This is a genomic window from Shewanella sp. UCD-FRSSP16_17, assembly GCF_001675935.1.
In the GTDB taxonomy this organism is placed as follows: Bacteria; Pseudomonadota; Gammaproteobacteria; order Enterobacterales; family Shewanellaceae; genus Shewanella; species Shewanella japonica.
The window spans coordinates 419,651-433,373 of record NZ_LZFV01000001.1 but is presented as its reverse complement, the minus strand read 5'-3'; the positions used below and the strand labels follow the sequence as shown (position 1 = coordinate 433,373).

11 protein-coding genes are annotated in these 13,723 nt (G+C 39.0%); 4 read left to right on the top strand and 7 right to left on the bottom strand.

What is annotated here, in order from left to right; translation table 11 throughout:
- Window positions 1-111 precede the first annotated feature (111 nt).
- From nrdA to yfaE, 3 genes are read left to right on the top strand one after another with little or no spacing between them, the layout of a single operon-like run.
- The gene (gene nrdA, locus A9267_RS01865; protein WP_065108030.1) at window positions 112-2,400 is read left to right on the top strand and encodes a class 1a ribonucleoside-diphosphate reductase subunit alpha; all 2,289 of its coding nucleotides are present in this window, start codon (window positions 112-114) and stop codon (window positions 2,398-2,400) included.
- 56 nt (window positions 2,401-2,456) lie between these two features.
- Window positions 2,457-3,587: a class Ia ribonucleoside-diphosphate reductase subunit beta gene (gene nrdB / locus A9267_RS01860; RefSeq protein WP_055024580.1), complete on the top strand. Its 1,131-nt coding sequence runs from the start codon at window positions 2,457-2,459 to the stop codon at window positions 3,585-3,587.
- Window positions 3,562-3,915: a class I ribonucleotide reductase maintenance protein YfaE gene (gene yfaE / locus A9267_RS01855; protein WP_065108029.1), complete on the top strand. Its 354-nt coding sequence runs from the start codon at window positions 3,562-3,564 to the stop codon at window positions 3,913-3,915. Before nrdB ends, yfaE begins: the two co-directional genes overlap by 26 nt.
- A 124-nt stretch (window positions 3,916-4,039) precedes the next feature.
- Here yfaE and A9267_RS01850 read toward each other — a convergent pair whose 3' ends face one another.
- Entirely contained in the window at window positions 4,040-4,930 is an 891-nt protein-coding gene (locus A9267_RS01850; RefSeq protein WP_065108028.1) for a LysR family transcriptional regulator, read from the bottom strand.
- Between the two features lie 134 nt (window positions 4,931-5,064).
- On the opposite strand from A9267_RS01850, the gene A9267_RS01845 reads away from it, so the two are divergent.
- A complete protein-coding gene (locus tag A9267_RS01845) occupies window positions 5,065-6,414 on the top strand; it encodes an MATE family efflux transporter (protein WP_156669083.1) in 1,350 nt (449 codons plus the stop codon).
- Window positions 6,415-6,428: 14 nt separating this feature from the next.
- Here the strand turns inward: A9267_RS01845 and A9267_RS01840 are convergent, their stop codons facing one another.
- From A9267_RS01840 to A9267_RS01815, 6 genes are all read right to left on the bottom strand, one after another.
- On the bottom strand, window positions 6,429-6,947 hold the full coding sequence (locus A9267_RS01840) for a YciI family protein (RefSeq protein WP_082972160.1): 519 nt from the start codon (window positions 6,945-6,947) through the stop codon (window positions 6,429-6,431).
- Between the two features lie 99 nt (window positions 6,948-7,046).
- Entirely contained in the window at window positions 7,047-8,285 is a 1,239-nt protein-coding gene (locus tag A9267_RS01835; protein ID WP_197495499.1) for a sensor domain-containing diguanylate cyclase, read from the bottom strand.
- Window positions 8,286-8,480: 195 nt separating this feature from the next.
- Window positions 8,481-10,031, bottom strand: a complete 1,551-nt coding sequence (locus tag A9267_RS01830; protein ID WP_065108026.1) for an AbgT family transporter — start codon at window positions 10,029-10,031, stop codon at window positions 8,481-8,483.
- 229 nt (window positions 10,032-10,260) lie between these two features.
- Window positions 10,261-10,926, bottom strand: a complete 666-nt coding sequence (locus tag A9267_RS01825; protein WP_065108025.1) for an SDR family oxidoreductase — start codon at window positions 10,924-10,926, stop codon at window positions 10,261-10,263.
- A gap of 48 nt (window positions 10,927-10,974) precedes the next feature.
- Window positions 10,975-11,439 (bottom strand): GNAT family N-acetyltransferase, encoded by a 465-nt coding sequence (locus A9267_RS01820; RefSeq protein ID WP_082972159.1) that lies wholly within the window; start codon window positions 11,437-11,439, stop codon window positions 10,975-10,977.
- Window positions 11,440-11,545: 106 nt separating this feature from the next.
- Window positions 11,546-13,561 carry an oxidoreductase gene (locus tag A9267_RS01815; RefSeq protein WP_065108024.1) on the bottom strand — a complete coding sequence of 672 codons (2,016 nt, stop codon included), beginning with the start codon at window positions 13,559-13,561 and terminating at the stop codon, window positions 11,546-11,548.
- Window positions 13,562-13,723 lie beyond the last annotated feature (162 nt).

The window sequence follows — 13,723 nt, the reverse complement described above, 5'->3', positions numbered from 1 at the left end:
ATCAACTTACAAGGGACGTATTGTGATTTATTGGCGATCGTAACGTAGTCGATAAAAAAAGATCCAATGAATAAATTACACCAATAAATATCGAATCAAGGCCTCTTTTTAATGAACAGCAATATGACAGTCACTAAACGCAGTGGCGAACGCGAAACAATCGATTTAGATAAGATCCATCGCGTAATCGAGTGGGCAGCCAAAGGCTTAAACAACGTATCAGTTTCAGAAGTAGAATTACGTTCTCACTTACAGTTTTTTGAAGGCATTCCTACAGAGGCTATTCACGAAACAATCATCAAAGCAGCAGCTGACTTAATCTCTCCAGAGTCACCAGATTACCAATTTCTTGCTGCGCGTTTAGCTGTTTTTCATCTGCGTAAAAAAGCCTTCGGTCAATTCGAGCCTCCAAAATTAATTGATCAAGTCAATCGTTTAGTTGAGTTGGGTAAGTACGACAAGCACATTATCGAAGACTACACAGCAGAAGAGTTAACTATCTTAGATAGCTACATCGACCACTGGCGTGACATGGACTTCTCATATGCTGCTGTTAAGCAACTCGAAGGGAAATACCTAGTTCAAAACCGTGTGACTAATGAAATTTACGAAAGTGCACAGTTTCTCTATATCTTGGTAGCTGCTTGCTTATTTGCTAAGTATCCAAAAGAAACACGTCTTGACTACATTAAGCGTTTCTACGATGCCGTATCGACATTTAAAATTTCACTTCCAACGCCAATCATGGCTGGTGTGCGCACCCCTACTCGTCAATTTAGTTCGTGCGTATTAATTGAATGTGACGATAGCCTTGATTCAATCAATGCGACTGCATCTTCAATTGTAAAATACGTAAGTCAACGTGCGGGTATTGGTATTAACGCAGGCCGTATTCGAGCTTTAGGTAGCCCAATCCGAGGCGGTGAAGCATTCCACACTGGTTGCTTACCGTTTTATAAATATTTCCAAACTGCGGTAAAGTCTTGCTCACAAGGCGGAGTTCGTGGCGGCGCAGCGACTTTATTTTACCCATTATGGCACCTAGAGGTTGAATCACTTCTTGTGCTTAAAAATAACCGTGGTGTAGAAGATAACCGTGTTCGTCATTTAGATTACGGCGTGCAATTAAACAAATTGATGTACCAACGTTTAATTAAGTCTGAAAATATTAGCTTATTTAGCCCATCTGATGTTCCTGGTTTATACGATGCATTCTTCGCTGACCAAGTAGAGTTTGAGCGCCTATATCTTCAATACGAAGCGGATAGCAGCATTCGTCGTAAAGAGATTAAAGCCGTTGAATTATTTTCATTAATGATGCAAGAACGAGCATCAACTGGCCGAATCTATATTCAAAATGTTGATCACTGTAATACTCATAGTCCATTTGACCCGCAAGTCGCACCAATTAAACAGTCTAACCTTTGTTTAGAAATCGCTTTACCAACTAAGCCGATGCGTAACATCGAAGATCCTAATGGTGAAATTGCATTATGTACTTTATCAGCGCTTAACTTGGGTGCTATCAAAGACTTATCAGAATTAGAACCGCTTGCAGATCTTGCCGTTCGTGCATTAGATAATTTACTTGATTATCAAGATTACCCAATTATCTCTGCTCAACTGGGTTCTATGAACCGTAGAACACTAGGTATAGGCGTTATTAACTTCGCAAATTACCTTGCGAAAAATGGCATGAAATATTCTGATGGCTCTGGTAATAACCTGACCCATAAGACGTTTGAAGCGATTCAGTTCTACTTACTTAAAGCTTCTATGAACCTAGCAAAAGAGCAAGGTGCATGTCCTTTATTTAATGAAACTACTTACGCTGAAGGTGTTTTACCAATTGACACATATAAGCGTGATTTAGACAAAATCTGTGATGAACCATTACATATGGATTGGGAAGGATTACGTGGTGACATTAAAGCTCACGGCTTACGTAACTCTACTCTATCAGCATTAATGCCATCAGAAACGTCTTCGCAAATTTCTAACGCAACAAATGGCATCGAGCCACCACGTGGCTTAATCAGCGTTAAAGCAAGTAAAGATGGGCAACTAAAGCAAGTCGTACCTGACTTTGATGAGCTAAAACATCAATATGAATTGCTGTGGAATATGCCAAATAATGATGGTTATTTACAGCTCGTTGGTATCATGCAAAAATTCGTCGACCAAGCAATTTCGGCTAACACTAACTACGATCCAACACGTTTTGACGGTCAAAAAGTACCGATGAAAACCTTGCTGAAAGATCTATTAACAGCCTATAAACTTGGTGTTAAAACACTTTACTATCACAACACCCGTGATGGAGCATCCGACAACCTTGACGACATTACCGTCGTTGAGAAAGAAGATGATGGCTGTGCAGGCGGCGCTTGTAAGATTTAATTCAACAATTTGCATTTAAATGCGGGGACTTATCCCCGCTTTTTTAGGATATATAAATGGCTTATTCTACTTTTTGTCAAACACCAAATAATCCGATGAACGAACCTATGTTCATGGGACAGTCAGTTAACGTTGCTCGTTATGATCAACAAAAATATGAAGTTTTTGAAAAGCTAATTGAAAAGCAATTATCTTTTTTCTGGCGCCCAGAAGAAGTAGACGTAAGCAAAGACAAAATTGATTACCAAGGTTTACCAGAACATGAAAAACACATTTTCATTTCAAACCTTAAGTACCAGACATTATTAGATTCTATTCAAGGTCGCTCACCGAATGTGGCGTTATTACCGTTAGTATCGTTACCTGAATTAGAAACATGGATTGAAACTTGGTCTTTTTCAGAAACAATTCACTCGCGTTCTTATACCCACATTATTCGTAATATTGTTAATGACCCGTCTGTCGTATTCGATGATATAGTGGTGAATAAAGAAATTTTAAAACGTGCTGGTGATATTGCTCAATACTACGATGATTTAATTGAACTGACTCAAGTGCTTAATTTACATGGTGAAGGAACACATTTGGTTAACGGTAAAGAAATCACTGTTAGTCCACGTATCCTTAAAAAGTCTCTGTATTTATGCATGATGTCTGTAAATGCATTAGAAGCGATTCGTTTTTATGTCAGTTTTGCATGTTCATTTGCTTTCGCTGAACGTAAATTAATGGAAGGCAATGCGAAAATTATTCGTTTAATTGCTCGTGATGAAGCCTTACATTTAAATAGCACTCAGCATATTCTTAATATTATGCAAGGCGGCAAAGATGATCCTGAAATGGGTGAAATTGCCAAAGAGTGTCACGATCAAGCCTACGATATTTTTTATAAAGCAGCAGAGCAAGAGAAAGAATGGGCTAAATACTTATTCAAAGACGGTTCAATGATCGGCTTAAATGAGCAAATTTTATGTCAGTACGTTGAATACATTACTAACCAACGTATGAAAGCCGTTAACTTGCCTCAACCCTATGCAGAACAAACTAACCCGTTACCATGGATGAAAAACTGGCTTGAAAGTGATGCTGTACAAGTGGCACCACAAGAAGTTGAAGTCTCATCTTACTTAGTTGGTCAAATTGATTCGGCCGTTGACAGCGATGAGTTTTCTGACTTTGACCTATAAGCCCAACTTCAAAAAAGCACCTATTGTCAGTTTAAATGGTGAGCCAGTGTTGTTGTTTAATCAACAGCAACACACCTTACTAGATGTACTCGAGATAAAAAAAGTAAATATCTTTTCTGAGTGCAGAAATGGTTTTTGCGGTTCGTGTAAAACTCGAATCAATAAAGGTTCAGTGACTTATATCTCTGAACCTTTGGTCGAATTAGAAGCTGATGAATGCTTGCCTTGTTGCTGTGTACCTGAGACGAACCTAGATCTCGATCTCACTACAGATGAACCAAGTAACCTTTATGTTCAGCATAACAAAACACTGATTACAATCGATTAAATATGAAACGAGCCTTCTCGCTCGTTTCCCTTTTCAATAGCGAGTATTCGTTTTTACCGATTATCTCATCGCCGCAATAATCCAAATTTCAACAAAAATAAGTCGCTAAGATAAATAGTTAACCCTAATTTTTGTTCTTTTTAGCCTCAAGAAACATAGCTTCAAGTTCTGCAAACATCCAATTCATAATATTGCCAGCACCTTTGTCTCGTCGTTTAACTAACCCCATTTCAATCAACAATGATTCTGGTATATGGTAAGTGCTCAACTCTTTTATTTCACCTGAATACCACTGAGAACCGGCAATATGTTCTGGAACCAACGCCCAACCCAAGCCACGAGTAACAAGTGACGTCATGTAGTAGTAACTATCAACATGCCAACAATTTGCAGATATGGGTTTACTTGCAGTTTGCAAGTCACAAATAACCAGTTGTCGATATTCATTTAGCTGCGATATGTTCGGAACCGAGATATCTGCTAATGGATGATCAACCGATACGATAAGAGATTGATGAAAGCTATCAATAGTAAAAAACTCTAGACGTTCACAAAGTTGCTCGCCTTGAAATAACACACCTAAGTCCGCTTTTCCAATATCTACCCAATGGGCAATATCATCCCTTGAACCATTTAAAATTGTGAGTTTCAACAATGGAAAGGTCTCGGCCGTTTTATCAAAAAAAACTTCGAAAGTAGATATTGGGACAGCTTCGTCAATCGCAATGGTTAATGCTAATTCGTTATTTGTTTGAACTGACATTGCTCTTGAGTTTAAACGTTCACACTGTGCAATCACGGCTTTAGCTTCAATTAATAACTGTTCCCCCTGCTCTGTTAGCACAGGTAAACGGTGGCTACGATCGAATAGCTTAAAGCCTAAATCAATTTCTAAATTTGAAATTGCCGTACTGACTCTTGATTGCGCTTTACCTAAATCACGTGACGCAGCTGAAAACGAACCAGTATTGGCAGCGGCGACAAATGCTTTTAATTGTTCTATAGACCAGTTCATCTTTTTCCAACCGTAATGGCTCATTTCCAATCATTATAACTATCCGAATATCGGATGGATACTAACTTTTTCCTATCTAAAATCAGATTATAATAAACAATATTATTTTGTATCCCGATAGTATTGAGAAAATCATGTTAGCAATATCAACAGCGTCAATTGATCAATTAACCGTTAAACAGCATTTTTGGAAATACGCTATTCCTTCCATTGCAGCAATGTTGGTGAGTGGCTTATATCAAATCATTGATGGGATTTTCGTTGGTCATTATGTAGGATTTGAGGGCTTAGCAGGCATTAACATGGCTTGGCCAATTATATGCTGTGTTGTGGGTGTTGGCATGATGATCGGTATGGGCGCTGGTAGTTTACTATCCATCACCCGTGGCGAGAAAAAGCCTTTAGAAGGACAAAAAGTACTTAGCCATGCCATAGTATTAATTGGCATAATGAGTATCGCATCAGCAATTTTCATTCACTTCTTCGGTGAGACGTTATTGCTCCTGCAAGCAGCAGATGGACAAAGCTTTACCATGGCATCAGATTATATCGAAGTATTTGCCTATGGCGCTTTTTTTACAACTGCAGCTACAGCAATGCCTTTACTCGTGAGAAATGATGAACAGCCCGGTTTTGCCACTATGTTGTTAATGATTGGCGCAGTCATGAATATCGCGTTGGATTACTTATTAATCGCTGTTTATCCTTTAGGACTAACAGGCGCAGCAATTGCGACATTGATTTCTCAAGCCATTGTGATGCTACTCGGTTTTTACTACTTCTTTTCGAGGAAAGCTAACACCAGGTTTAAGTTTTCTTATAAAGATATTAAATTTAAACAGCTACAAAAAATACTCGTGTTGGGCAGTTCGAGTTTGATTATGTTTATGTACTTTAGCTTCATTATTGCACTTCATAATTTCCTTTTTATGCAATATGGCTCGGCAGTTCATGTCGCTGCTTTTGCAATTGTAGGTTACGTTGCAACGACTTTTTATTTATTAGCAGAAGGTATAGCTGGCGGTATGCAGCCCCCTGTTAGTTACTATTACGGTGCAAAGCAGGTCCCACAGATCAAACAAACAGTGAAACTGACCGTAAAAGTTGTCGCTATTCTGGGCGTTTTTACCGTTTTATTTATAAATATTTTTCCTAACTTTGTCATAGGTTTTTTCAGTAATCATGATAATGCTCTTATGGCTGAAACTTTAATCGGTATGCGTCTACATTTATTTGCGTTAGTACTGGATGGGTTTATTTTTATCGCAACCATGTATTTTATGGCGGTCAATCAAGGGAATAAGTCATTGTTTATTTCGATGGCTAATATGGCAATACAAATTCCATTTTTACTCACGTTGCCCAACTTGATTGGCGTCAACGGTATATGGCTATCTGTGCCACTTTCTAATGTCGCCTTATGTCTTATTCTGACGCCATTAATTTTGTCAGAAAATAAACGGATAAACGCACTACATAACTAATCAGCAATGTGTCATTACATCAGCTTTTTAGACATTTGCTGATGTAATTGATTTACTTTCATTAATGCAGCGCTGCCATACCAAGGCTTTAATTCCATAGTAAGGCTACCTGCTTTAATGGCGGGATCTGATTCAGTGAGTAATTTGGCTTCAGCAACCGTTTTTACATCAAAAATATAAATTCCACGTAAATCATCGTTACCAAGAAAAGGCCCAGCCAGAACTAATTTGCCTTCATTTGCTAACTTAGTAATATTGTCCATATGAGATTTTTGCAAAGCTAAGGCATCCTCCTCACTTCGTTCGCGATTGGGTCCTCGTTTCAAGAATGCAACTACGTATTGCTTCATGCCATACTCATCGGCGCCAACTTCGTTAGCTAATGCAGGATCAAATTTCGGGTTATCTTTGACCTTGGTAACGGTTTCTGAAGCCCATAATGACGAAATCGACAAGAACAAAGTCAGAAGGCACAATAAGCGACACCTTGATATGAACTGAGATTGTGATGTGTTTGATGCGAAGAAAGTCATTGTTTGCTCCAATCATTATCAAAAATGAATATCATGGAGCATTTAAATTAAGATGTAAATTCGACTCAATGTGGTAAGGATAAGCTGTTATGGTATAAATTACCCTTCGCTACAAATTGTGTTTTTGCCTTGAGATTTAGCAATATATAAACGTTTATCAGTGAGTTTTATTAAATTCTCAACATCGTTCATCATGCGGCAGTCACTTGACTCAGCTAAACCGATGCTCACTGAAACAGAAAATGAATGAGTAGAATCGTTAAAATGCCTTTCAGCAAAACGACTTCTTATCACTTCAGCTGTTTGTAATGCAGCTTGTTGGTTTGCTGAAGGTAAGAATGCAATAAACTCTTCTCCCCCCCAACGACCAACAGCCCCACTGTGATCTGCAAACGCATCACGTATAATTTCAGCAAGAACTTGAATGACGAGATCGCCATTGTGATGACCATGAGTATCATTAACTAATTTGAAATTATCAATATCAAGTAAAACACAGGTCAACTGTTCACTGATTTCAATATGTTTCTGTAACCATTCTTGCACTGCACTGCGATTTAAAAGGTGCGTCAAACCATCATGACTTGCTTTAAATGCCAGTTCTTTTTCTAATTGTACTTTCTCGGTTACATCTTCCATTACGACTTGTACTGCAGGTTCTCCGTCCCACTCAATAAGGTTGTCATAAATATTAAAAAATCGATTTATGCCATCAAAGCAGATATTTTCGACCACACTGTTACTGCCAACAGCCACGCCATTAACAATATCTTGATAATGCTGCTTGGCCTGTTGTTGAACTGTTTTAGGAATGAGTGTGAGTAGCGAGCTCAAACTCATCACTTGCTCTATTGAGTCTGCGTGTAAATGCTTTACACAGGCTTGGTTTACCATCAGTGGCTTAAATTCCCGATGCACCATAATACCTTGACCTGATCGTGTAATGAGCCGCTTATACATTAGGTCTTTTTCACGTATGCGTTTATTAGCTTCGACTAACACTGAAAGATCAATCACTGTCACCTGTAATGCTGGACGTCCTTGCCATTCAATTAAATGATCCACTGAAAAAACCGTGAACTCTCGACCATTTCTGTCAATATTAACGAATGTATGACCACGTGGATAAAGTGTTCCATTGACTATGTCATGGTAGTTTTGAGTGGCAATTTGATGGTTTTCTGCAGGTAAAAGGTCAAGAAAGGAATCGATGCTGGTAAGTAGTTCTTTGGCTGAATTATAACCATATATTTGAGCATATCGTTCATCAACATGAACAGCATTCATGTCCTGAATAATGATAACTCCATAACTTGAATCAATATTGATCTTTGGCATAAATGAATTTTAATAAAATTAATCTTTTAATTGATATACAACAATTATAGGCAGAAACAACTTAACTGCACTAGCTTGCGAAGTTAAAAATGTTAACTGTAATGACCTCTAAATCTTTTAGTTTTATGAAAAGACTTTTTGCTGGCCCCAAAAAAAAAGTAGCGAATAATATCGCTACTTTCATTTTAAAATCAGTTAATAAGTGTAACTTGCACCCAGTCCTAAAGGTAAACCAATGGACCAGTATATGAGTAGCCATGTACTCCATATTGATAAAAGTGCCAAACTAAATGGCAACATCATCGAGATTAAGGTTCCTATCCCAATACCTTTGACATAGCGCTGACAATATACGACGACAAGTGGGAAATAAGGCATTAATGGCGTAATGATGTTTGAACTTGAGTCACCAATACGGTAAGCCGCTTGCGACAAGTCTGGACTAATGTTCAGCTGCATTAACATTGGGACAAGTACTGGGCCAATCAACGCCCATTTTGCAGAAGATGATCCAACGAATAAGTTAACAAAGCCAACTAAAATAATCATCCCGACCACGGTCACTTCTGCTGGCAGGTTGAGCGCCTTAAGGCCACCAGCTCCTTCAACAGCAATTAATGCACCTAAATTAGACGCCGAAAAAGCAGCAACAAACTGAGCACAGAAAAATGCCATTACGATGTAATGCGACATACCGCTCATGGATTTAGACATTGCTTGCACGATGTCTGCAGACGACTTAAAGCTGCCAGTCATATAACCATATACTACCCCCGGAAGCATAAAGAATATGAAAATCAATGGCACAATAGATTGCATTAACGGCGCACCAAAGCTAGTCAGTGAACCATGCTCATCTCGCAGTGTTGAAGTTTCAGGAATGGTAAGCGAGAAAAAACCAATGATTGCAACGAACATAACAAGAGAAGCGACACTAAATGCACGCATTTCTTTTGGTGTTGCTTCTTCCATTGCTGGTAAGTCAACTTGGTCACGTTCTACTTTGTGCGTTTTATTTAATCTTGGCTCTAAAATTTTATCGGTTAAATACCAAATCACTAAGGTAATCGGAATACACGAAGATGCCGCGAAAAACCAATTATTCAATGGGTTAATTTGAATGTCAGGATCGACGATCTGGGCTGCCGACTGGGTAAAGCTTTGTAATAAAGGATCGATACCTGATGGAATAAAGTTGGCACAGAATCCACCAGAAACACCAGCAAAAGCCGCTGCAATACCAGCAAGTGGGTGGCGACCAACGGTAAAGAATATAACACCCGCAAGTGGTATCACTACAACATAGCCCGCATCTGTTGCGGTATGCGAAATAATACCGACTACAACAACTGCAGGCGTTAAAAGTTTAGCAGGTGTGACTTTAAGCATTTGTTTTAATGCTGTATTGATAAAACCTGACTGCTCAGCAATCCCTACACCTAGCATTGCAACCAGTACAACACCTAACGGTGCAAATGCGGTGAATGTTTTCACCATAGAAGTTAAAAATTCAGTTAACGCAGTTGCACTTAATAAGTTATTAATAACAATTGGGCTATCGGTTCTTGGATCTATCGCATCAAAACTGACGCCAGATAACAAGGCTGATATCACCCAAACAGCAAACATTAAAATTAAGAATAGCATTGCAGGATCTGGTAGTTTATTACCAACCCTTTCAATACTGTCTAGCGCTCTACCGAGCAATCCGGGTGCATTATCCCCAGATTCTGTTTTCGTCGTCATGATTCCCTATTCCTCACTATGGCACTGATTGAATCTAACTATCACAGTTTTATTCAATAGCACCTTGATATAATTATTAGCATTACATATTAAATATACAGTCTGTAACTAAACTTAAAATTTACGACATATTGCATACAAAACGAGCGGTTAAGCTTGTTTTAATCTAAATACTCAAAAAGTGTGATGCCCAATACCATAGAAAAGATAAAAACAGAGCATACAAATTTTACCAAGGTAATGTTTGTCCGTTTGAATGTTTGAATACACCAGTTGTTGTCATATCCAGTGAGTTAATTAGCCCCACCAGTCGACTTGCTGACTCTAAGGCCGAAATATCGCCTCCGTGATTTACCATATCGGTTTGAACATAACCTGGGTGGTATATGCCAACCGCTATTTGTTTTGGAGATAAATCATGGCTTAGCGACATCGATGCGGCATTAAGAGCAGCTTTAGACATACGATACCCATATCGCCCTCCAGAGGTATTATCCTCGATTGATCCCATACGTGAAGTGATCATAGCGACTTTGCCGCCAGCATTCAGTTGATGATTTAGTGCGGCAACAATGCGAAGTGGTGCCAATGCATTAATTTCAAATTGCTGCCTAATGGTATCAAGGTTTAAGTGTGTTAATTGCTCATCACGTAAAATGCCTGCATTACATATCAAAACATCAATATTCACTCCCGCTAAAGAAGTTTGCATATTATGTATGCCTTCATCAGTTGCAACATCAATTTGAGTGATAACATTCACGTCTAGCAGCTCAAGCTCATCTGAAGTGTGGCGGCATAAAGCAAACACTTTATCACCCTGTTGCTTAAATAATTTAGCCAATGCTAAACCAATCCCTCTGTTCGCACCGGTAATAACAACATTTTTAGCCATCGTCGTTCCTTTATTTAAAATCATATTGAAAACACATCATAAAAAGTATCAATAAAACTTACACATACCAAACCCTAATTCTGAGCCATCTCTTACTAAATATTGATATTTTTTATAAAACCCTTCTTTACCTTGTGCGCAAAATAGACCCACTGTAGTGCCTTGTGTGACTTGTTGAGTTAAATACATTTCGATAGCTTGCATAATAAAATGTCCCAAGCCATTACCTTGGTATGCTTTAGCCACAATGACATCTTGAATATAGAAAAACAGCCCATCATCACCAATCACTCTGCCGGTGGCAATCAATCTAGTTTCATGGAAGACACAAACGAAAAATAAAGAATTATTTAGGCTATTGTTTACTGTATCGACAGGAGCCGTACCCCAACCCGTTTCTGCTCTTAACCGGTTAAATTCCTCGGCACTAGGGGCATTGAGCGTAAAGTTAAACACTAGCTTGGTATCAACCTCATTATGCCAAGACTTGAAAATACCTTTTATTTCGTCCATTTAAATTTGTATCATTAATAAAATATGGCGTTTAATAAAAACAAAAAACCTAGCAATTTGCTAGGTTTTATTAAGGTAACGATTAAGACCTTATTAGATTCAGTGGTTAAATAGCCATTGCTAGTTCAGCACCTTGTCTAATTGCTCGTTTAGCATCCAGTTCAGCAGCAACATCAACACCGCCAATCAAATGCACTGGTAAGCCAGTTGATTTCATATCGTCTACAAGCGTGCGGTTAGACTCTTGACCTGCACACAGTACAACATTATCAACTCGCAGTACTTCGGATTCTTCCCCTACCTTGATGTGTAAGCCTTCAGTGTCAAATTTCTCATAGCTGACACCTGTTTTCATGTTCACTTTATGCTGTTTAAGAACACTTCTGTGGATCCAGCCGGTTGTTTTACCGAGGCCTTTCCCCATCTTAGTCGTCTTACGTTGCAATAAGTAAACTTCGCGATCTGGTTTATGTTCAGACTCCTCAGTTAAGCCGCCTGGATGTTGATAGGTTTTATCAATGCCCCACTGCTCAAGCCATTTGTCCGGTTGTAATGTGCTCGACTCACGTTCACATAAAAAATGTGCCATATCAAATCCGATACCGCCCGCTCCAATCAGCGCCACTTTCTCGCCAATATAGACTTCTCCTTTCAGGACTTGCTGATAATCGACAACTTTAGGGCTATCAAAACCAGGTAGATCAAGCGCACGCGGGACAACACCTGAAGCGACGATCACTTCATCAAATTTTTCATTCGCTAAAACATCTAAATCTAAACGAGTATTTAAACGTAATTCAACCTTGTGTAGCTTCATTTGGTTGTTGAAATAACGGATGGTTTCGTCAAACTCTTCCTTACCTGGGATCTTACGTGCCAAATTAAACTGGCCGCCAACTTCATTTTTAGCTTCAAATAAAACCACTTCATGCCCACGTGACGCTGCATATACCGAAAATGCCATGCCAGCAGGACCTGCTCCCATAACTGCTAAACGTTTTTTGTGTTGCGTAGGGGTGAAATTGAGTTCTGTTTCATAGCAAGCGCGAGGATTAACAAGGCAAGTAGCACGCTTCATTGAAAACGTATGATCTAAACAAGCTTGGTTACAACCAATACAAGTATTGATTAGTTCACTTTGCCCAGCAGCGGCTTTATTAACAAACTCTGCATCCGCAAGGAAAGGTCTTGCCATTGAAACCATATCTGCTTGCCCAGAAGCAATGATTGATTCGCCAATTTCAGGCGTATTGATACGGTTAGTTGCAATCAAAGGAACTGACACTTCAGATTTGAGTTTCTCAGTCACCCAAGAAAATGCCCCTCTTGGAACACTTGTCGCAATTGTAGGTACACGCGCTTCATGCCAGCCAATACCAGTATTGATAATTGAAACACCTTCACGCTCTAACCATTTTGCTAATTTAACGACTTCATCCCATGTCGAACCGTTATCAACTAAATCCAGCATTGATAGTCTGAAAATTATAATAAATTCTTTGCCCACCTTCTCACGGATAGCTTTGACTATCTCTAATGGGAAACGTGCACGTTGAACAAAACTGCCACCCCATTCATCAGTACGTTTATTGGTACGAGAGCTAATGAATTGATTAATGAGATAGCCTTCTGAGCCCATGACTTCTACACCGTCATAGCCCGCTTTTTTAGCAAGCGCAGCACTGGATGCATAATCTTTAATTGTTCCAGCAACTTGTCTAGATGACATTTTTGAAGGCGTAAACGGTGTAATTGGCGATTTAATTTTACTCGGTGCTTGAGAAAAAGGATGATAACCATAACGACCAGCATGGAGGATCTGCATACAGATTTTACCATCAGCTTCATGGACAGCCTTTGTGACAATGCGATGCTTCTTAACTTGCCAAGGAAAACTTAATTGGCAAGCATGAGGTGCTAGGCGTCCACGAAAGTTAGGCGCGATACCGCCAGTTACAATTAGCCCACAGCCACCTGCTGCACGTTCTTTATAAAACGCAGCCAGTTTCTCAAATCCGCCCTTTTCTTCTTCTAAGCCAGTATGCATGGAGCCCATTAACACTCGATTTTTTAATTGAGTGAAGCCTAAATCTAAGGGTTCTAGTAAATGTGGAAACGACATTCAAACATCCTTTTTAAACAAGTGATTTAAACTAGCATACAACGAGATTTTGTTAAGCTCAATGCTTTCGCTTTGCTATTGTTAAAAACCGTTACAATTCAATTTCCCATAGCCAAGCTTTTTCAGTTAGCATAATAGTAATGAAATGCTATAGGAGTGGCT